This window comes from Nocardia brasiliensis, assembly GCF_011801125.1.
In the GTDB taxonomy this organism is placed as follows: domain Bacteria; phylum Actinomycetota; class Actinomycetes; order Mycobacteriales; family Mycobacteriaceae; genus Nocardia; species Nocardia brasiliensis_C.
On the sequence record NZ_CP046171.1, the window covers coordinates 304,812 to 325,620 of the forward strand.

17 protein-coding genes are annotated in these 20,809 nt (G+C 67.0%); 9 read left to right on the forward strand and 8 right to left on the reverse strand.

Annotated features, from left to right (window positions below; genetic code table 11):
• Positions 1 to 104: 104 nt before the first annotated feature.
• A complete protein-coding gene (locus F5X71_RS01445) occupies positions 105 to 2,399 on the reverse strand; it encodes an MMPL family transporter (RefSeq protein WP_167460307.1) in 2,295 nt (764 codons plus the stop codon).
• A 201-nt stretch (positions 2,400 to 2,600) separates the two neighbouring features.
• Between F5X71_RS01445 and F5X71_RS01450 the strand changes: the two genes are divergently transcribed.
• The 5 genes from F5X71_RS01450 (at position 2,601) to tgt (ending at position 8,969) form a co-directional block, all read left to right on the forward strand.
• Positions 2,601 to 3,194 (forward strand): TetR/AcrR family transcriptional regulator, encoded by a 594-nt coding sequence (locus F5X71_RS01450; protein WP_167460308.1) that lies wholly within the window; start codon positions 2,601 to 2,603, stop codon positions 3,192 to 3,194.
• A gap of 46 nt (positions 3,195 to 3,240) precedes the next feature.
• Positions 3,241 to 3,753 (forward strand): RrF2 family transcriptional regulator, encoded by a 513-nt coding sequence (locus F5X71_RS01455; protein WP_167460309.1) that lies wholly within the window; start codon positions 3,241 to 3,243, stop codon positions 3,751 to 3,753.
• A 193-nt stretch (positions 3,754 to 3,946) separates the two neighbouring features.
• Positions 3,947 to 5,680, forward strand: coding sequence for an ABC transporter ATP-binding protein (locus F5X71_RS01460; RefSeq protein ID WP_167460310.1), 1,734 nt, complete (start codon positions 3,947 to 3,949; stop codon positions 5,678 to 5,680).
• A complete protein-coding gene (locus F5X71_RS01465; RefSeq protein WP_167460311.1) occupies positions 5,677 to 7,596 on the forward strand; it encodes an ABC transporter ATP-binding protein in 1,920 nt (639 codons plus the stop codon). The genes F5X71_RS01460 and F5X71_RS01465 overlap by 4 nt, the downstream gene beginning before the upstream one ends.
• Positions 7,597 to 7,724: 128 nt before the next feature.
• Positions 7,725 to 8,969: a tRNA guanosine(34) transglycosylase Tgt gene (gene tgt, locus F5X71_RS01470; protein ID WP_167460312.1), complete on the forward strand. Its 1,245-nt coding sequence runs from the start codon at positions 7,725 to 7,727 to the stop codon at positions 8,967 to 8,969.
• Positions 8,970 to 9,003: 34 nt separating this feature from the next.
• Here tgt and F5X71_RS01475 read toward each other — a convergent pair whose 3' ends face one another.
• A complete protein-coding gene (locus tag F5X71_RS01475) occupies positions 9,004 to 9,774 on the reverse strand; it encodes a queuosine precursor transporter (RefSeq protein ID WP_167460313.1) in 771 nt (256 codons plus the stop codon).
• A gap of 37 nt (positions 9,775 to 9,811) precedes the next feature.
• Here F5X71_RS01475 and F5X71_RS01480 point away from each other — a divergent pair, with 37 nt between their 5' ends.
• Positions 9,812 to 10,336, forward strand: coding sequence for a DUF4190 domain-containing protein (locus tag F5X71_RS01480; RefSeq protein ID WP_167460314.1), 525 nt, complete (start codon positions 9,812 to 9,814; stop codon positions 10,334 to 10,336).
• A 69-nt stretch (positions 10,337 to 10,405) separates the two neighbouring features.
• Here the strand turns inward: F5X71_RS01480 and F5X71_RS01485 are convergent, their stop codons facing one another.
• Genes F5X71_RS01485 through F5X71_RS01495 form a run of 3 tightly spaced genes read right to left on the reverse strand, consistent with a single transcriptional unit; the run spans position 10,406 to position 12,592 of the window.
• Positions 10,406 to 11,095, reverse strand: coding sequence for an RDD family protein (locus F5X71_RS01485; RefSeq protein WP_167460315.1), 690 nt, complete (start codon positions 11,093 to 11,095; stop codon positions 10,406 to 10,408).
• 45 nt (positions 11,096 to 11,140) lie between these two features.
• Positions 11,141 to 12,058 (reverse strand): tRNA glutamyl-Q(34) synthetase GluQRS, encoded by a 918-nt coding sequence (gene gluQRS / locus F5X71_RS01490; RefSeq protein WP_167460316.1) that lies wholly within the window; start codon positions 12,056 to 12,058, stop codon positions 11,141 to 11,143.
• Between the two features lie 48 nt (positions 12,059 to 12,106).
• The gene (locus tag F5X71_RS01495) at positions 12,107 to 12,592 is read right to left on the reverse strand and encodes a DUF309 domain-containing protein (RefSeq protein ID WP_167466119.1); all 486 of its coding nucleotides are present in this window, start codon (positions 12,590 to 12,592) and stop codon (positions 12,107 to 12,109) included.
• 418 nt (positions 12,593 to 13,010) lie between these two features.
• Here F5X71_RS01495 and F5X71_RS01500 point away from each other — a divergent pair, with 418 nt between their 5' ends.
• Positions 13,011 to 13,220, forward strand: a complete 210-nt coding sequence (locus tag F5X71_RS01500) for a DUF397 domain-containing protein (RefSeq protein WP_167460317.1) — start codon at positions 13,011 to 13,013, stop codon at positions 13,218 to 13,220.
• 77 nt (positions 13,221 to 13,297) lie between these two features.
• Here the strand turns inward: F5X71_RS01500 and qcrB are convergent, their stop codons facing one another.
• Positions 13,298 to 14,956, reverse strand: a complete 1,659-nt coding sequence (qcrB, locus tag F5X71_RS01505) for a cytochrome bc1 complex cytochrome b subunit (protein WP_167460318.1) — start codon at positions 14,954 to 14,956, stop codon at positions 13,298 to 13,300.
• A gap of 368 nt (positions 14,957 to 15,324) precedes the next feature.
• Here qcrB and F5X71_RS01510 point away from each other — a divergent pair, with 368 nt between their 5' ends.
• Positions 15,325 to 16,731, forward strand: coding sequence for a WS/DGAT domain-containing protein (locus F5X71_RS01510; protein WP_238816094.1), 1,407 nt, complete (start codon positions 15,325 to 15,327; stop codon positions 16,729 to 16,731).
• 13 nt (positions 16,732 to 16,744) lie between these two features.
• Here F5X71_RS01510 and F5X71_RS01515 read toward each other — a convergent pair whose 3' ends face one another.
• Positions 16,745 to 17,386: a class I SAM-dependent methyltransferase gene (locus tag F5X71_RS01515; protein ID WP_238815674.1), complete on the reverse strand. Its 642-nt coding sequence runs from the start codon at positions 17,384 to 17,386 to the stop codon at positions 16,745 to 16,747.
• Between the two features lie 109 nt (positions 17,387 to 17,495).
• A complete protein-coding gene (locus F5X71_RS01520; RefSeq protein WP_167460321.1) occupies positions 17,496 to 17,981 on the reverse strand; it encodes a GNAT family N-acetyltransferase in 486 nt (161 codons plus the stop codon).
• Positions 17,982 to 18,104: 123 nt separating this feature from the next.
• On the opposite strand from F5X71_RS01520, the gene F5X71_RS36780 reads away from it, so the two are divergent.
• A complete protein-coding gene (locus F5X71_RS36780) occupies positions 18,105 to 20,645 on the forward strand; it encodes a bifunctional serine/threonine-protein kinase/ABC transporter substrate-binding protein (RefSeq protein ID WP_238815675.1) in 2,541 nt (846 codons plus the stop codon).
• Positions 20,646 to 20,809 lie beyond the last annotated feature (164 nt).

The following is a 20,809-nucleotide window of genomic DNA, read 5'->3' on the forward strand; positions in this document are numbered from 1 at the left end:
TCCTCTGAGTGTGCTGTGGACTGGTCACAAGATCAAGAACCGGCACCGGATATGACTCGGCCCCCCATTCGAATTCCCGAATGCGGGGCCGAGTCCTGGACGGGTCAGCTGACGCCGACCGGTTCCTTAGCCGGTGTGGTGGCGCGCTGCTGCAACTCGCGCAGCTTGGTGCCTTCCACGTCGATATCGGGCAGGATCCGGTCCAGCCACTTCGGCATCCACCAGCCCCACTTGCCCATCAGGACCAGCAGCGACGGGATCAGGATCATCCGGACGATGAACGCGTCGAACAGCACGCCCGCCGCCAGCGCGAAGCCGAACGACTTCGCGGTCACGTCGGTTTCCAGCAGGAACGAGCCGAACACCGAGATCATGATGACCGCGGCCGAGGTCACCACGCGGGCACCGTGGTGATAGCCGGCCACGACCGCCTCGGTCGGCGACTTGCCCTTGACGAACTCCTCGCGCATGCGGGTCACCAGGAACACCTGGTAGTCCATCGCGAGGCCGAACACCAAGCCGATCAACATGATCGGCAGGAAGCTGACCAGCGGATGCGGGTCTTCGATCAGGCCGAACTTGCCCTGCTGGAAGATCAGCACGGTGGCGCCGAAGGTGGCCGCCATGGAGAGCAGGAAGCCGAGCGCCGCGGTCAGCGGCACCAGGATCGAGCGGAACACCAGGATCAGCAGCACGAACGCGGCGCCCGCGACGATCGCAAGGTAGGGCACGATCTTGCCGAGCAGCACGTGGTCGACGTCGGCGTAGATCGCGGTACTGCCGGTGATGCCGTACTCCACCCCGAATTCGGCCTTCAGCTGGGCCTCCGCGTCGCGCGCTTCGCTGACCAGGTCCTTGGTGGCCTGGTTGTTCGGGCCGGACTTCGGCACGCCGTCGAGCAGCACGCCCTGCTTGTCCTCGCTCCACTTCGGCTCGGTCACGTAGTCCATGCCGGGGTAGGCGGCGAGCTTGTCTCGCAACGCCTTGACCGCGGTCTCCCTGACCTCGACCGGCACGTTGGACAGGTCGGCCGCGACATTCAGCACGCCGTTGCTGCCCTCGCCGAATCCGGCGGTGCGCAGCTCGTAGGCCTTGCGAATGGTCGAGGTCTTCGGCTGGCTGTCGTCACCGGGCAGGCCGAGGTTCAGCCCGGCGGCCGGCGCGGCGAGCGCGCCGAGCACCACGACGCTGAGGATCAACGCGACCCACGGCGCCTTGCCGATCAGCCGGCCGAAGCGCATGCCCATGGTGACCGAGTCGTCGTCCTCGGGGTCGTGCTTGGCGATGAGGGGCAACTTCGGCTTGAACAGGAAGCGGCCGAACGCGCCGAGCAGCGCTGGCATCAGGGTGATCGCGGTGAGCACCGCGAATCCGGCGGCGATCGCGCCACCAAGGCCCATGAAGGTCAGGAACTGCACGCCGACGATGCTCAACCCGGCGAGCGCGATGATGACCGTCAGGCCGGCGAACACCACGGCGGACCCGGCGGTGCCGAGCGCGGTACCGGCGGCTTCTTCGGGTGAGTCCTGTACTGCCAGTTCGTGTTTGTAGCGGGAGACGATGAACAGCGCGTAGTCGATGGACAGCGCGATGCCGATCATCGATGCCAGGAAGGTGGTGAAGCTCGGGATCTCGATCACCGAGGTGCCGAGCATGATCAGCGAGGTGGCCGCGCCGAGGCCGACGATGGCGGTCACGATCGGCACGAAGGCGGCGACGATCGCGCCGAACGCCACGATCATCACGACCAGCGCGACGCCCATGCCGATCATTTCGGACTTACCGCTCGGCGCCTGCTGCTTCATCGCGATCGAGCCGCTCATCTCGACGTCGAGCCCGGCATTGCGCGCGTCGTCGGCCACCGCGTACGCCGCGTCGCGCTCCGTGTCGGTGACGTCGGTGAACTTCTTGATGGTGAACGGCACGTTCAGCACCGCGACCGAGTCCGGCGCGGTCTTGCTGAGCACGTTCAACGGAGCGCCACTGCAGGTCCCCGGGTCCGGGTTGGCCAGGCAGCCCATCTTCTCGGCCGCCACGACCGGATTCAGGAGCGGCTTGCTGTGATCGACGATGTCGAGTTCGCCCAGTTTGGCGATGAACGCGTCGAGCGCGGCGCGATTGGCCGGATCGGTGAGTTTTTGTCCCTCGGGCGCGCCGATCACGTAGGTGCCGGTGACCGCGTCGAATTTGAAGGCGGCCGATGCGCCGGGAAAGTGCTTGTCGAGAATGTCGTTCGCGCGGGCGGACGGCAGATCCGGCATGCTGAAGTCATTGCTCATCGGCTTGCTCAGCTGTGCGCCGAGACCGCCGAGCAGCAGGAAAAGCAGAAGCCAGACGGGAAGCACGATCCATTTTCGGCGGAAGGCGAACTTCCCCCATCTGTACAGATACACGGACACGAGGGGTCTCCTAGCGGTGCTGAGGCGTGATGAATTCAGAGCCGGAGACAGCTATTCGCGGGGTTGCCCTGCCGTCCCCGCCTCCACTGACGCTTTCTGCCTACCGTGCGGTAGGTAGACTATCCGAGCACTAAGTGGAGGTACAACCTCAATTTCTGCGGCATGGTTAGCCAGGCGCACAAGTGGTGAGAGGATCATCCGATGGCCGCCCGTTCTACCTCCGCCAGCGTTTTTGCTGGTCGGGGCACTAAATCCGCGATTCGCGATGCCGCGGTGAAGCTTTTCGGCGACAAAGGATTCGAGCAGACGAGCCTGCGCGAGGTCGCCGATGCGGTGGGAATCACAAAGGCGTCGCTCTACTATCACTACGCTTCCAAGCTCGAGTTGCTGCATGCCATCATCGATCCGATCATCGACCACCTGCGCGCGGTCGTCGTCGATATCGAGCAGCGCCCGCACGACCCGGAAACCATCCGTGACGTGCTGCGAAACTACCTGCGCGGGATGGTCTCGCACCGCGACGCGGGCGCGCTCGTGCTGCGCGACACCGTGACGATCGTCAACGCGGTCGCCGATCGACATCCGGATCTCGTCGACGACGACCAGGCGTTGCGGGAATGGCTGGCGGGCCCGAACGCGACCCACGAGGCCAAGCTGCGCGCGAGCGCGGCACTGGCGATGCTCGGGGTCGCGTTGATGTCCAAGGAGTTCGCGCCGGGCGCCGACGACGACCTCGTGGAAGCCACGTTGCTCGATGCGGCGACGTGTGTGCTCACCGCACGGGACAGCGCGTAGATTGCAGCTACTTGACCGGAAACGCCGTAACTCGCCAGGAGTCGCAGTGCACATCACCGCGAAGGTCGACTACGCGGTGCGGACGTTGCTCGAGATCGCCCGCGCATCGCAGCTGAGCCGGACCCCGGCCGAGCTCACCCCGGCCGCGCCCGTCGTCAAGGCGGACGCCATCGCGACCGCGCAGGGCATTGCGCCCAAGGTGCTCGAGACCGTGCTCAGCGACCTGCGCCGGGCCGAACTCGTGATCAGCAGGCGCGGGCCGGACGGCGGCTACTGGCTGGCTCGCCCGGCCGCGGAGATCTCCATCGCCGACGTGATCCGGGCGATCGAGGGGCCGCTCGCGTCGGTGCGTGGTGAACGTCCGGAGGACGTGACTTATCCTGGCGCTGCCGAATCTTTGCAACGGGTCTGGATTGCGCTGCGCGTGAATATTCGTGCGGTACTGGAAAATGTATCGATCGACGACATTGCCGACGATAGGCTTCCTGAGTTCATTGATGCGCTCACCGAGGACGCGGGTGCATGGGCGCGCAGGGAGCGTCCGCTGAATCAGACCTAGTATCCGCTGAATCCGCGATCAGCATCGGCTGGATTAGAACGAGCGGCCGCTGGATACAAGAACGAAGGCCCGGCGATGTAGCCGCTGCACGTCACCACCTTAGGCGCGAAATGCGCCCCGACGGGAGGGTATTCATGCTGGTCAGGAGTCATCGTGACGCGCGTCACGTCGTCCGGGTAGCCTGCGATCCGACATGCTGATCCGACTGCTTCGTACCTATCTGCGCCCCTATCGCGCCCAGCTGGCCGGGGTTGTTGTGCTGCAGCTGATCTCGGTGATCGCGATGCTGTATCTACCGAGTCTCAACGCCGACCTCATCGACTACGGCGTGACCAAGGGCGATATCGGCTACATCTGGAGTACCGGACTGCGCATGCTCGCGGTCACCGGCGTGCAGATCCTCGCGTCGGGCTGTTCGGTGTATCTCGGCGCGCAGGCGGCGATGAGCGCGGGCCGCGACCTGCGCGGCGCGCTGCTGCACCGGGTCGGCACCTTTTCCGCGCGCGAGGTCGGCATGTTCGGCGCGCCCTCGCTGATCACCCGCAACACCAATGACATTCAGCAGGTCCAGCTGCTCATCGCGATGTCGGCGACCATTCTGGTGATGGCCCCGATCATGTGCGTCGGCGGCATCATCATGGCGCTGCGCGAGGACTTCAGCCTGTCCTGGCTGCTGCTCGTCGCGGTGCCGGTGCTCGGCCTGTCGATGGCGTTCATCATCAGCCGGATGGTGCCCGGCTTCCGGGACATGCAGACCCGGATCGACGAGGTGAATCGGGTGCTGCGCGAACAGATCACCGGCATCAGGGTGGTGCGCGCCTTCGTCCGGGAACGCCAGGAGACCTGGCGTTTCGGCGTGGCCAACAACGAACTCACCGAGACCGCGCTGCGCGTGGGCAGGCTGATGGCGTTGATGTTCCCGACCGTGATGCTCATCAGCAACCTGACCGCGGTCGCGGTGATCTGGTTCGGCGGCAAGGCCGTCGACGAGGGCACCATGCAGATCGGCTCGCTCACCGCGATGCTGTCCTACATCATGCAGATCCTGATGGCCGTCATGATGGCCTCGTTCCTGGCCATGATGGCGCCGCGCGCGGCGGTCTCGGCCGACCGGATCGGCGAGGTGCTCGCGACCGAGTCGTCGGTCGTGCCGCCGAAGCTGCCGCAGCCGTTCGCGGGTGACCCGGCCGAGGTCGATTTCCAGTTCGCCGAATTCGCCTTTCCCGGCGCGGAGAAGCCGGTGCTCAAAGCCATTCGCTTCCAGGTGAAGCCGGGCACCACCACCGCGATCGTCGGCTCGACCGGCTCCGGAAAGACCACGCTGCTCAATCTCGTTCCGCGGTTGATGGATGTCACCGACGGCGCGGTCCACGTCGGTGGTACCGACGTGCGCCATCTCGACCTCGAACTGCTGCGCGCACAGGTCGGACTGATCCCGCAGAAGGCGTACCTGTTCTCCGGAACGGTCGCCAGCAACCTGCGCTACGGCAATCCCGAGGCCACCGACGAGCAACTGTGGCGCTGTCTGGAAATCGCGCAGGCCGCCGACTTCGTGCGAGACATGCCGCAGGGCTTGGAAACTCCGATCGCGCAGGGCGGCACCACGGTCTCGGGTGGTCAGCGCCAGCGGCTCGCGATCGCGCGGGCACTGGTGAAGGCGCCGCGGGTCTACCTGTTCGACGACTCGTTCTCCGCACTCGACGTGGCGACCGACGCGCGGCTGCGCGACGCGCTGCGGCCGGTGACCCAGGATGCCTCGGTCATCATCGTGGCCCAGCGCATCACCACCATTCGCGACGCGGACCAGATCGTGGTGCTCGAGGACGGCGCGATGGCCGGTGTCGGCAGCCATGAGCAGCTGATGCGTGACTGCAAGGAATACCAGGAGATCGTCGCGTCCCAGCTCAGCGCGGAGGAGGTCCGATGAGGCCAGGAATGCCGGGTCCCGGCGCACCGGACGCCAAGGCGAAATCGTTCGGCCCCTCGCTGAAACGCCTGCTGCGCAGGCTCGCCCCGGAGAAGAAATACGTCTGGGCCGTCGTCGTGCTCGCCATCGCCTCGGTGGTGCTGAACACGCTCGGGCCCTACATGCTCGGCAAGGCCACCAACCTGGTCTTCGACGGTGTCGTCGGCAAACAGCTGAAGTTCCCGCCGGGCACCACCAAGGAACAGGCGGTCGAGTTCCTGCGGTCCAGGGGCGACGACACCTTCGCCGACATGCTCAGCTCGATGGACGTGGTGCCCGGGGTCGGCGTCGACTTCGACGCGGTCGGCCGGGTGCTCCTGGTGGTGCTCGCGCTGTACATCGGCGCGTCGGTGTTCGGCTGGTTGCAGGCCTTCCTGCTCAACATCGTGATCAACCGGACGGTGAAGCGGCTGCGCAGCGATATCGAGGACAAGATCCATCGGCTGCCGTTGCGCTACTTCGATTCCCAGCCGCGCGGCGACGTGCTCAGCCGGGTCACCAACGATGTGGACAACGTGTCGCAGAGCCTGCAGCAGACCATGAGTCAGCTGATCGTCTCGGTGTTCACCGTGCTCGGCATCCTGGGCATGATGTTCTGGATCTCCTGGATGCTCGCCCTGATCGCGCTGCTCACGGTGCCGGCGGCGATCATCGTCACCGCGCAGATCGCCAAGCGGTCCAAGCCGCATTTCGTGGACCAGTGGAAGTACACCGGCCTGGTGAACGCCCAGGTCGAGGAGTCCTACACCGGCCACGAGATCATCACCGCGTTCGGCAGGAGCCGCGAGGTCGGCGCGGAGTTCGACAAGCGCAACGAGCAGCTCTACCAGTCGAGTTTCAAGGCGCAGTTCATCTCCGGTCTGATCATGCCGGCGATCATGTTCCTCGGGAACGTGAACTTCGTGCTGGTGGCGCTGGTCGGCGGCCTGCGGGTGGCCACAGGTCAGCTCTCGCTCGGTGAGGTGCAGGCGTTCATCCAGTACTCGCGCCAGTTCAGCCAGCCGCTCACCCAGATCGGCGCGATGGCCAACCTGCTGCAGTCCGGTGTCGCCTCGGCGGAACGGATCTTCGAGATCCTCGACGCCGAGGAGGAAAGCCCCGACCCGGCGCAGCCCGACGTGCGTCCGGTGGACCGCGGCGAGGTCGAGTTCGAGGGCATCTCCTTCCGCTACGACCCGGAAAAGCCGGTGATCGAACGGCTTTCGCTGATCGCGGAACCCGGTCACGTGGTCGCCATCGTCGGTCCGACCGGCGCGGGCAAGACCACGCTGGTGAATCTGCTGATGCGGTTCTACGAACTGGACTCCGGCACGATCACCATCGACGGCGTCGACATCACCCGGATCACCCGCGACCACCTGCGCTCCCGCATCGGCATGGTGCTGCAGGACACCTGGTTGTTCAAAGGAACCATCCGGGAGAACATCGCCTACGGCAACCCGAACGCCAGCGAGGAAGACATCCTCGCCGCCGCTCGCGCCGCCTACGTCGACCGGTTCGTGCACGCGTTGCCCGATGGCTACGACACGATCATCGATGAGGAGGGCTCCGGCGTCAGCGCCGGTGAGAAGCAGCTGATCACCATCGCGCGGGCGTTCCTCGCGAAGCCGTCCATCCTCATCCTGGACGAGGCGACCAGCTCGGTCGACACCCGCACCGAACTGCTGGTGCAGCACGCGACCGCGGCCCTGCGCCGCGACCGCACCAGCTTCGTCATCGCCCATCGCCTGTCCACCATCCGCGACGCCGACCTGATCGTCGTCATGGAGGCGGGACGCATCGTCGAACACGGCACGCACGAGCGCCTGCTCGAGGAGCGCGGTCCCTACTACCGTCTCTACAACGCGCAGTTCGCCGCGGCGGCCGCCGACGCGTAGGACACCCGAGCGCGCCGTACCTCGGATCCGTCCGTGGTGCGGCGCGCTCGTTCGTTCCGGCGCCGACCTGTGCGAACGGGCGCGAGGGTGCGGGAGATCGAAGGGGGTGCGCCTGGGAAGATGTCGGAGTGTCTGATCCCGGAAACTTCTCGTTCACCGTTGGTAGCCGCCTCGACGGACGGCACGGCCGCTCGGGTGTGATCAGCACGCCGCACGGGGAGATCGCCACGCCCGCGTTCATTCCGGTGGGCACCAAGGCGACCGTGAAAGCCGTGCTGCCCGAGACGATGCGGGAGATCGGCGCGCAGGCGCTGCTGGCCAACGCCTACCACCTGTACCTGCAGCCGGGGTCCGACATCGTGGACGAGGCAGGCGGCCTGAGCAAGTTCATGAACTGGCCCGGCCCGACCTTCACCGACAGCGGCGGTTTCCAGGTGATGTCGCTGGGCGTCGGGTTCAAGAAGGTGCTCGCGATGGAGGCCGTCGACGTCCGCAGCGACGACGTGATCGCGAAGGGCAAGGAGCGACTTGCCACGGTCGACGACGACGGCGTCACCTTCCGCTCACACCTGGACGGATCAAAGCATCGGTTCACCCCCGAGGTGTCGATGGGGATCCAGCACGAGCTCGGGGCCGACATCATGTTCGCCTTCGACGAGCTCACCACGCTGCTCAATACCCGTGGCTACCAAGAGAAGTCGTTGCAGCGCACGCACGAGTGGGCGCAGCGCTGCATCGACGAGCACGAGCGGTTGACCGCGGCCCGCACCCACCGTCCCTACCAGGCGCTGTTCGCGGTGATTCAGGGTGCGCAATACGAAGACCTGCGGCGCAAGGCCTGCCGCGAGCTGGAGGCGATCCGCGGCAGTGCCGGAACGGGTTTCGACGGCTACGGCATCGGCGGTGCGCTGGAGAAGCACAACCTGGGCACCATCGTCGGCTGGTGCTGCGACGAACTGCCCGAGGACAAGCCGAGGCACATGCTCGGCATCAGCGAGCCGGAGGACATCTTCACCGCCGTCGAGAACGGCGCCGACACCTTCGACTGCGTGAATCCGTCCCGGGTCGCGCGCAACGCCGCCATCTACGTGGCCGAGGGCCGGTTCAATATCAACACCGCGCGCTTCCGCCGCGACTTCACACCCATCGACGAGACCTGCGACTGCTACACCTGCGCCAATTACACCCGGGCCTACCTGCACCATCTGTTCAAGGCGAAGGAAATCCTCGCCGCCACGCTGTGCACGATCCACAACGAGCGCTACACGATTCGGCTCGTCGACCGGATCCGCGCCAGCATCGAGGGCGGATACTTCGACGAGCACAAGGCCGAAACCCTCGGCCGCTGGAAGGGACGCATCGCGACGCCGTAGCCCGCGGTGCGGCCGGTCCGCGGCCGAGGACGCATCAGCTGAGCAGCGCGGGGGTTTCGCTGGGCGCGTAGGTCGGTTCGTGCTTCTTCAACCAGGCGATCACGCGGTAGGTGATCGGGAGCACGATGACCTCGGCGAGGGTCTTCCACAGGAAGCCGACGACAACGTAGTTGACGAACTGGCTCCACGAGTCGATGCCGATGGCGGTGGCGGCGATCGAGCAGAAGATCAGGGTGTCACCGAACTCGCCGACCACGGTGGAACCGATCAGCCGCGCCCACAGGTGCTTTTCCTTGGTCTTTTCCTTGATCAGGACCAGCGTCGCCGAGTTGAGCAGCTCGCCGACGAAGTAGCCGGCCAGGCCTGCGGCGACGAGCTGGGGCGTGGTGCCGATGACGGTGCGGAACGCGTCCTGGTTCTCGTAGAACCCGGCCGCGGGCAACTCGATCGCGATCTTGAAGCACACCACGGTCAGCAGCAGGACGCCGAAGCCGTAGTAGATGGCCCGGCGGGCCGACTTGAAGCCGTAGATCTCGCTCAGTACATCGCCGAGGATGTAGGCGAGGGGGAACAGGAACCAGGCGCCGTCGGTGCTGATCGGCAGCACCTCGATCGGGCCGATCCGCACCGAATGGTCGGTGAAGAACTGCACGCCCTTGGTCGCGCAGATGTTGGAGATGATCAGCGTTGCCGTGAACAACGCCACGATCGGTGTGTAGTACCCCCGCGCCGCCTGGGCAAAAGCCGCATGTTCCGGTGCGGGGCGCCCAGGTTCTGGGACTTCGGTTTCATTGAGCTGACTCACGGCTTCATCCAACCAGGTTGTGGAATACCCTGTAGCAATGACGAATCCCGGCGATTCCGACGAATGGTGGAAGCAGTACGGCGGTCAAGGCGTGTCGCCGGAATCCGGTGCGTCCAGCTCGGTTCCGCAGTACCCGAACGCTGAGCAACCCTCGGGATACCCGTCGGCGCCGCAGTACCCGCAGCAGCCGGCCCAGCCGATGACGCCCCCGCCGCAACCGCAGTACCAGCCGGGATATCAGCAGCCGCCCGCCCAGCCCTACGGGCAGCAGCCGAACTACGCCTACCAACCCGCCTATCAGCCGTACGGGATGGCCCAGCCGCAAGGCACCAACGGCATGGCGATCGGCGCCTTGATCTCCTCGCTGATCGGCTTCTTCACCTGCGGCATCGGCTCGATCGTCGGCATCATCCTCGGCGTCGTCTCGCTGGGACAGATCAAGCAGACCGGTCAGGAAGGCCGCGGCATGGCCCTGGCCGGCATCTGGATCGGCGTCGGCATGATCGTCCTCGGCCTTCTCTGGTTCCTCTTCGTGATCATCGCGGGCGCCTCCGGAGTCTGACCGGGAAAGCGTCAGGGGCGCACCCGAATATCGGGTGCGCCCCTGTTCGCGTTCTATGACAGGTCGGCGTCAGGCCTTGACGACCTGGGTGCCGCCGGCGAACTTGTCGTGCCAGCCCTGCTTGTTCGGGTCCTGCGAGATGGTGACCATGATGTAGATGGCCAGCACCAGCGAGACCAGACCGCCGACGCACGGGATGATGTTCGCCGCGACGAACACGTTGCGCTTCAGCGAGGTGACCGGCTCGATCTTGGCCGCGCCGCCGGGCGCGAGCACCTTCAGGCCGAGCACCTTCTTGCCGAGCGTAGTGCCCTGCGAGGTCTCCATGCCGACGAAGTAGCCGAGCTGCACCACGGTCCAGAGCAGGCCGAGGCCGATGGTCAGGCCCAGGCTGTTCTTCACCAGGAAGTAGATGATCAGGTACGGGATGTAGAGGATGAGGGCGTCGATGACGCGCGCACCGATGCGGGTGCCGAGGTCGCCCGGCTGGCCGCCGTAGTTGAAGCCGCCCGGCTGCTGCGGGTACTGGCCGTAGGGATCCTGGGGCTGCTGCCCGTACTGGGGCGGCTGGCCGTATTGCGGCTGCTGGCCGTACTGCGGCGGCTGCTGGCCGTATTGGGGCTGCTGACCGTAGGGCTGACCGCCCTGCGGGAACTGCTGACCGCCTTGGGGGTATTGCTGGCCGCCTTGCGGGTACGGCTGCCCATACGGCTGCCCGCCCTGCGGATACTGGTTGGGGTCGTACCCACCGCTTGTCATAGTTGTGTCCTCGTCGAGTGATCAGTAGTTGGACGAATGCGTACGTTACGGACATCGACTGCGTTGCAACAACCCATTCCCGTCGAGTATCCACGGTTCGCGCGGCAGATGTGCCGGGTCGAAACTGTCGAGGAGCTCCGCCGACGAGGTTGCCGCATAGCCCAGCGAGTCGGCGATCGCGGCCACTACCCGTTCGGGCGTGTTGCCGAGCGCCAGCTGGTCCGCGAGGGTCACCGCGCCGTCCCGCTTGGCCAGTCGCCTGCCCTCGGTGTTGAGCACGAGGGGAACGTGGACGTAGCGCGGGACCGGTAGTTCGAGCAACGTCGCGAGGTAGGCCTGGCGCGGGGTGGAGGAGAGCAGGTCGTCGCCGCGCACCACCTGATCGACGCCCTGTTCCGCGTCGTCGACCACCACCGTGAGGTTGTAGGCGGGGATGCCGTCGCCGCGGCGCAGCACCACGTCGTCGACCGCGCCGCGATAGCGCCCGTGCAGTTCGTCGAAGATCTCGAACTCGCTGGTCGCCGCGCGCAGCCGCAGCGCGGCCGATCGTCCTTCGGCCACGAACGCGGCGCGCGCCCGGTCGGTCAGTGTGCGGCAGGTGCCGGGGTAGGCGCCCATCGGACCGTGCGGCGCCGTCGCGGCCTGCTGTATTTCCCTTCGCGTGCAGAAACATTCGTAGGTGCGCCCGGCCGCGGTGAGCCGGTCGATCGCGGCCTGATAGCGCGGGAGCCGCTCGGATTGCCGGACCACCGGCCCGTCCCAGTCCAGCCCGATCGCGATCAGATCGGCGAGCTGGCGTTCCTCTGCGCCGGGGCGCACCCGGTCCAGGTCGTCGATCCGGAGCAGGAATCTGCGGCCGGTCGACCGCGCGAAGGCCCAGGCGAGCAGGGCGGTGCGCAGATTGCCCACGTGCAGGTCCCCCGAGGGGCTCGGGGCGTACCGGCCCGCGCCCGGTTCAGGCACGAGCCCGATTCGTCGGGAACGTCGTGTGCACGCAGGCCATCGTAGAGGTCAGCCGCACAGCCGCGGCTTCAGCTCCGCGGGGCCGATCGGTCGCCGCGTGTCGAGGGCGGCGAGCAGCGTTTCGGCGTAGCCGATGAGCCCGGAGCGGTCGATGCCGTAGGGCGCGTCGGCATCGCCATCGGGCCGGAACTCGCTCAGCCGGGTCGCCGCGCGGGTCAACAGTGTGCGCGCGCCCTTCGGATTACCGCGCTGGATGTGTGTGACACCGACAGCGAGCTGGGCGAGTGCCTGCCACAGCATCCGTTCGGCGAACGGCCCGTTCTTCCACGCGGCCTCTAATACCTCGTGCGCGTTGAATGCCAAACCGTCATCCAGCAGTTGCTGAGCGAAGGCGAGCGTTTGCTGCGGGGGTAATTCAAGATCATCGGGAATTCGGGCAACTCCGACACTTCCGGAGGGTAGTGGGCGCCCAAGGCGGTCGCGCGGACGAGAGTTCCTGGCGCGACCTGCGTCGTCGCGATCGCGGTCAACCATGCCTTCCATCATGCCCGCCGGCTGCGGTGTCGTCGATGAGACGTTGTCCAAAGAAAGCAAAATTGACGGATCACAGAGCAATAACAGCACCCCAATTGTTACCAGAACGGTGTCGGGCAGAATGACCGCTCCGAGCTGGCAATGCTCCCGCAACTTCCCATCTTCGCAAACGTGGCAGATGCGATGATTTAAAAAGCAAGAATCGGGCAAACTTTCGATAGACCTGCTACTGTTTAGCGCGCGGGGGCAACCTCGTGGGGCGCATTCGCCTCGAACGTACCGTGCGATGACGACGCACCGTGGAGTTGCGCGCTTTCATCAGGCGCACAGGGGATTCGGCGTTCTGGCCGAGTGCCGGTGCTAGTTAGAACGATGTCAGAAGAAATCTCGTTCTCGACGCAGCAAAGGAGCTAGTGCCGTGGAAGTTGATTTGACTGATGCTGTGTGGCGTAAGAGCACATACAGTGGCCCCGACGGGAACTGTGTGGAAGTCGCATTTCTCGTCGACGGCGAAGTCGCGGTTCGCGATACCAAGGACAACGGATATGGCCCGGTGCTGGCCTTTGCGCCGGGACAGTGGGATGCGTTCCTAACCGGAGTTGCGCAGGGGGAGTTCGGGCGCGCCTGAAAACAGCAGGTCACCGAACTAGGCATACGGGCCCCGGGTCGCACGGACTCGGGGCCTTCGTATTGCCTGTCCAATTCTCAGCTACCGGACGAACCGTTGCGGTGGGAACCATTGCCGTTGAGCCGGTCTCGTTCCTGGTAATCGTGCAGCACCGCCAGTTGCCTGCGCTCTTCGGCGTGGTCGGTTTCGTGATTGAGTTCCGACTCGTGCTGGGGGTCGGCGCGGAAGAAGCTGCCGGTGCCCGGCTTGCCCGCCAGGCCGAGCTTGCTCATCTTCTTGGGCACCGGGGCGCCCTGGTACTCCAGCGGGATCGGGTGGCCGTGGTCGTCGACCGGGCCGAGCGGTTGGTGGATCTCGATGTACTCACCGTGCGGCAGGCGCTTGATCACGCCGGTCTCCACGCCGTGCTCCAGCACGGCCCGGTCGCTGCGCTGCAAGCCGAGGCACACGCGGTAGGCGATGAAGTAGGCCAGTGGCGGCAGTAGGAGCAGGCCGATGCGTCCGGACCAGGTGGTCGCGTTCAACGAGATGTCGAACTTGTAGGCGAGGATGTCGTTCACGCAGGAGAGCGTGAGCACCACGTAGAAGGCGATCGCCATCGCGCCGATCGCGGTGCGCACCGGCACGTCACGCGGACGCTGCAGCAGGTTGTGATGCGGCGCGGTGTCGCGGGTGAGCCGCTTCTCGATCCACGGGTAGGTGATCAGCACCGTGAACACCAGGCCCATCAGCAGCGCGCCCCATACCGGTGCGGGCACCGTGTAGCGGCCCAGATACAGCTCCCACGGCGGGATCAGGCGCATCATGCCGTCGGTCCACATCATGTAGAAGTCCGGCTGCGAACCCGCGGAGATCTGTGCGGGGTTGTACGGGCCCATGGTCCAGATCGCGTTGATCTGGAAGACGCCGCTCATGATCGCGACGATGCCGAGGGTAAAGGCGAAGAACGCGCCCTGATCCAGCGAGAACACCGGGACGATGCGCGCGCCGATCACGTTCTTCTCGGTGCGGCCCGGCCCGGGGAACTGGGTGTGCTTCTGGTACCAGACGAGTGCGATGTGCGCGGCGATCAACGCGAGCATGATGCCGGGGAACAGCAGCACGTGCGCGATGAACAGGCGCGGGATGATGATGGTGCCCGGGTAGTCGCCGCCGAACATCAACCAGTGCAGCCAGGTGCCGACGATCGGCATGCCGAGCGTGATGGACGAGAACGCGGCGCGCAGGCCGGTACCGGAGAGCAGGTCGTCGGGCAGCGAGTAGCCGAAGTAGCCCTCGAACATGGCCAGGATCAGCAGTAGTGAGCCGATCACCCAGTTCGCCTCGCGCGGCTTGCGGAACGCGCCGGTGAAGAACACGCGGAACAGGTGCACGATGATCGATGCCGCGAAAAGCAATGCGGCCCAATGGTGTACCTGTCGGACGAACAGACCGCCGCGTACCTCGAAGGAGATGTTCAGCGCGGTCTCGTAGGCCCGCGACATGGTGACACCACGTAACGGCTGATAGGACCCGTTGTAGACCACCTCGGTCATCGACGGATCGAAGTACAGGGTCAGGTAGATGCCCGAGAGCAGCAGAATGATGAAGCTGTACAGCGCGATCTCGCCGAGCAGGAACGACCAGTGGGTCGGGAAGACCTTGTTGATCGACCGCTTCAGGAAGGCGGCGGCCCGATATCGCTCGTCGGCGGAGTCCGCCTGCGCGCCGACCTTGCTACCAAGTTGAGTTGCCATATCCGACACCCCGCCCACGAGAAGTGATTTGCTTCTACTACAGACGGTAGCAACCGATCGTGCCCGAATCGATGGTTTTCCCGGATGATCTTGTAAATCAAGATCATTCGATAGTTTCATGCGTCTTGGAACAGGGCGATACCCTGCGGTTTTCCGGGATCTGACACAGTACGACGGAGTTCGCCAATGGCCACTGGTTTGCGTGCGGACGGACTGGGTATTGCCTTGCGCTGTCAAATAATTCGGCCATTAAATGTCATGTCGAGTTCGGGCTCGGTGAGCAGCGCGTTCCGGGCCCAGGATGCTCCGTGCCGAACGCGGATAGGGGCGCGATCCGGCGACTTCGCTACTGTCGGACGGTGCGCAGGATGGCCCCGCAGGACGCGACGATGTATTGGTTGGCGGACCGTACGCGCAATGACCTGTTCCTGCTGTACTGCTTCGACGACGCCGGTCAGAGTCTCGCGCGACTGCGTGCCCAGATCGCCCGGCGCGCCGCCGCCAGCGCCGCCCTTTGCGTCAGGGCCCGCGATGTGCCCGGCGATCTCGACTACCCGTCCTGGGCGCCGTGTGTCTTCGATGCCGAGCAGGTCGTGGAACACCCACTAACACAGCCGGATTGGCAGCACCTCGAGCAGGCGCTCGGGTCGCTGGTCGGCACCGTGCTCGATGCGGCGGTCCACCCGTGGCGACTGCATGTCTTCCGGGGCATCGCCGGTGCGCCGGAGCCGCGGGGCGGCGAACCCGAAGCGGACCGGAACGAGTGGGCGCCGATCGAACCCGCGCTGGTGCTGGTGCTGCAGATGTCGCACGCACTGGCCGACGGCCAGCGGGCGGCCGAGCTCGCGCGGACACTGTTCACGGGCCCCGAGGATGCTCCGGCCGGGCGACGGCGGGGGCTGATGGGGAAGGTCGTCGACGCGTCGCGGGCGTACGCGGACGCGGTACTCGCGGTGCCCAGGATTCCGATCGGCATGGTGCGCACGGCCTATCGCGGGTACGGGGCGTTCCGGGCGCAGCGCGAACTCGCGGCGCTGACGGCGGCAGGCGAATTGCCGCAGCCCGGTGCCGGTTTCGCGCCGAACCGGGTCAACGGGATCGGGGCCGCCGGTGGCGGCGCGCATCGGGTGCGGATGCTCGTCTACGCCGCGTCGGCGTTGCGGGTGCCCGGCCGCACGGTCACCGTCGTGGTGCTCACCGCGGTGTCGCTCGCGCTGTCGCGCTACCTCGAAGCCCGTGGCGAGCGGGTGGCTCGCCTGGGCGCGCAGGTGCCGATGGCGCTGTCGGACGAGGCAAAGGCCGAGGCGCACAACAACTATCGCAGCCTCAGTGTCGACCTGTGCGCCGACGTCGCCGACCTGTGCACGCGCGCCGACGAGATCGCGGCGACGCTGCACGAACGGCGCCGCCGCGCGCGGCATCCGCTGCTCACCGCGCAGGATCGGGTCACCGCGGTCGTCCCTGCCCCGCTGCTGCGCCGCGACATCGCCCGCTATCCCATCGACATCGTCCCCGATTCGGTCGCGGGCCACACCGTGGTATCCAGCGTGCACCGCGGTCCGGCCGATCTTGTCTTCGGCGCCGGTCGCGTGCGCTTCACCGCGGGCTTTCCCGCTATCGGCTCGGTCATGCGCCTGACCCACGGTGTGCACGGACTCGGCGACACCATCACCGTCTCTGTGCACGCCGACGACGCGACCGTCCCGGACCTCGACGTCTACACGGAACTACTCCGCGCGGCCCTGGACGAGGTGGTCCACCGCCTGCGGCGGTGACAACCTCGGTGGTCTATCGGTCGAGCGGTTTGTGCCAGACCAGGGAGTAGCGCCAGAGCAGGCGCCGACGGACGCGCGCGCCGGGAAGCAGCGCGGTCACCTGTTCGCGCACCTGGCGGGTGGTCAGAGACGGATCGAGCATGACCGGCATGGCGGCGTGCGTGGGATCGATCGCGTGCCAGTCGCCGGGGCCGAGCGTGCGCAGCAGCGCGAAAACACCGCCGAGCACGCGGTGGGCAAGAGCGGCAAGGAATTCGATGGGCAACTCGCGGGGCAGGTCGGTGCGCGGCAGCGCGACGGCCGCGAGCACGCCGCCGGGACGTAGCGCGTCCGCCAGCACCGGAAGCACCTCGTCCAGCGGCAGGTGGTGCAGCGTGCTGATCGAGACGATCGCGTCGTAGCTCGCGGGCGGGAACCGCTGTGCCAGGATGTTGCCGAGCACGCAGGTGACGTTGGCGGGCACGACCTGTTTCGCGGCCTCGATCATCGCCGGGGATCGGTCGATGGCGTCGACCCGCTCCGCGTGCCCGGCCAGGACGACGGCGAAAGCGCCTGTACCGCAGCCGACATCGAGCACGCGGGTGGCGTTGCCCGGCAGCTGCCGCACGAGGAACCGATGGTAGAAGCTGTTGTGGTTCCAATCGATGCCGGTCACCGCATCCACTCTGCCACGGGATCGCGCGGGCCTCACCGATGTTCCACAGGGTGCCGACGCGTCCCTGTGCGACCTGTGGACGAACTCGGGGCAGGGTACGCGGGCGGGTTCAGTCCAGATCCACTGTCGCGGTGACGGTATCGCCATCGATGGTCGGCGCGTCGGCGGCCAACAGCTTTCGTGCGGCGATGTTGCCGACCGTGGTGACCGCGACGACCCGTCGTGCGCCGATCTCGGTGGCGGCGACGCGAAGCTGTTCGGCGACGGCGCCGCCGATGCCCTGGCCGCGCCGGGACCGGCCGATCCACACACCCGCCTCGACGCCGTGCTCGCCCGGCTCCAGCCGGGCCGCCCCGACCACCCGGCCACCCACCGTGATCACGTAGGTGTACTCCACCGGCGTTCCGTCGCGCAGCGCACGACCCCGGTGAAACTCCAGAAACGCCTGCTCGCTGCTCGCATCCCACCCGGATGCCCCGGGCACCGGCGGCATCACCTCGAGCGGGTCGGCGTCCGCGACCGCCGCTGCCAGCAGCTGCGGCAGATTCGCCGCCGTCAGCGGTTCGAGCCCGACCGGCTCCGCGTTCCTGTGCACAACTGTGAGCCTGCTCGATCGGACAGGTCGCGGTCAAAGGGTTTCCTTCGAGGCGGGGATCACGGCAAATCCGCAGGTTACGATGGCTGGGCCGACGGTCGGGTCCAGGTGGGAGAGGACGCAATGCTGCGCGCTGGTGAGATCTTCGCCGGGTACGTGGTCGAGCGGCGGCTGGGGCGGGGTGGGATGGGATCGGTGTACCTGGCGCGGCACCCGCGGTTGCCGCGGCGGGTCGCGTTGAAGTTGCTCAGTTCGAACCTGCACGCCGATCCGGAGATGCTGGCCCGCTTCGAGCGGGAGGCCGAGCTGGTCGCGCGACTGGACCACCCGAATATCGTGGCGGTCTACGACCGCGGCATCGAAGAGGACACCAGCTGGATCTCGATGCAGTACGTGGACGGCACCGATGCGGGCGCGCTCGATCCGCGCACGCTGGCGCCGCGGCGAGCCGTCCACATCGTCGCCGAGACGGCGAAGGCGCTCGACTACGCGCACGCGGTCGGCGTCCTGCATCGTGACGTGAAGCCGGCGAACATCCTCCTGGCCCGCGCTACGGCGGCCCAGGAAGAACGAATCCTGTTGACGGACTTCGGTATCGCCCGCCTGCGCGACGAGTCCCAGCAGCTCACCCGCACCGGAATGTTCGCCGCCACCCTGGCGTACGCGTCGCCCGAGCAGCTGTCCGCCGCCACCGTCGACCATCGAGCCGACCAATACGCGCTGGCCTGCACGCTGTTCTGGCTGCTGACCGGTTCGGCGCCGTTCGCCGCGGACAACCCGGCGGGCTTGATCGCCGGCCATCTGCAACAACCGCCGCCGCCCGTCGCCGACCGGCGGTCTGGGCTTCCGTCGGCGTTGAACGCGGTGCTGGCCAAGGCATTGGCGAAGGACCCCGACGAACGGTTCGGCTCCTGCACCGAATTCGCCGACACGGCCCGGCGCGCTCTGTCCGCCGCCGTGCCGGGTGCGGCCGCGGCACCGCCGACTACTCCGCAGGCGTGGGTGCCGCCTGCGGCATCGCCACCGCGACAGGTCGATTCGCCCGCGCGCGCCGCAGCTGTTGCCGGGCAGGCGGAAACCCGGGCTTCGGATCCTGCGGGTGAGGCAACCCCTGGGTCTCGTGCGGAGCCGCGGCCACCGCTGTTCCACGGCGCGCGGTCTCCGGGCGCATACCCCGAAACCCGCCCCGCCGAGTGGCCCGCGACAGCGCCGGCGCACCCGCCCGCAGCCACACGTGCACCGGAAACCACATCCGCCGACGAGCTGCCGACCGGAAGTCTCCCGGTCGAGCGGCCAGGACCGCCGCCAGGCGATCGGGATGCGGCGTTCAACCGGACTTCCGCGTCGGATCAGGAACAACAACGCCGAGCCGAATCATCTGACGCATCAGCGCAAGACGAGCGCGAGGCCGCACCACCGGCGCCGAACCGGGCGCTGCGCCGGACCGGCATCGTCGGTTCCGCGCTTGTCATCGGGACCGCCGCGGTGCTGGGCGCCGTCTGGGCGTTCGGCGGATTCACCGGCGAGCCCACGGCGCCGCGCAGCGTCACCACGGCCATCGCGTGGGCCGGTGCGACCGCGCCGGGTACCGCCGGTGCACCGAGAACCGTTGCGCCATCGAGTCAGATCGATGCACAGGGCCGAGAACAGGCCAGGGCGACGGCGGCCGCCGACCCCGCCGGCGACGGCGCCGCGACCTGCGCACCGCTAACCATCGCGGCGCCCGGCCGATCCGGCGCGAACCGATACACCTCAGGTGCGGTCGAGTTGGCGGTCGACCGGTTCACGAAGGCCAACCCAGGTTGCGCGGTGACGGTGCGGGAGGTCGACACCGCGGCCGCGAGTGCCGCCGAACAGATTTCGCGGGACCAGTCCACGGTCGCTCTGGTCGGTCCGATGGTGTCCGACGAAATCAGGGCTGCCGGCGCGGTTTTCGACGGCGCCGGGCTGCCGTTCCTGACGCCGTCGGCCACCGACCCGACACTGTCGGCCAACGGCTGGACCACCTTCTTTCGCGGTCTGGCCGCCGACGACGCGCAGGGCGCGGCGCTGGCGAAGTACCTGCTCGGCACCGCGCAGTTCCGCAAGATCTGTGTGGTCGAGGACAAGTCAGGGTACGGCAGGAGCCTGGCGGGCAGTGTCGTCGCGGGCATCGGCGCCGCGGCCACCTCGGCCTGCGCCGCGGAAATCGGCCGCGGCGAGCGCGATTTCGCCGCTGTCGTGGCCGATATCGCCGCCGCGGCACCGGATGCGATCTTCTATTCGGGTCTGTACGAAGAAGCCGCCGCGCTGCTGCGACAGCTGCGCGGTAAGGGGGTCACGGCACCGTTCGTGTCCGCCGAAAGCACGGTGACCGCCGACTTCGTCGCCGCGGCAGGGGATGCGGCCGCTGGTGCGTTGATCTCCTGCTCGTGCGGACCGGTGCTCGGCGACTTCGCCGCGGAGTACCAGGCGCTCAACGGCGAACCGCCGGGTCCGGGCTCCACCGAGGCGTACGACCTGACCACGATCGTCCTGTCCGGTATCGCCGCCGGCCACGTCACCCGCCCGAAACTCCTGGACTACCTGCACAACTACGAGGGCGCCGGCCTGGCGCGCGCCTATCGCTGGACCGCCGCGGGGGAACTGGCCGCCCCGCACATCTGGCTCTACAAGGTGGACTGATACCGCCGCCCGATTGATCGGTACGTCCGGCGAACCCCCGGCAGGACGCGCTGAGCGCTCGCCCGTTCTTTCACCGGTGGCAGGGGACCGCGCCCCGCACGGCGGCCGCGCTTCCGGCCGAAATCGGGTGCTGGGCAATAACTACGCGATGACCACGGTGAATC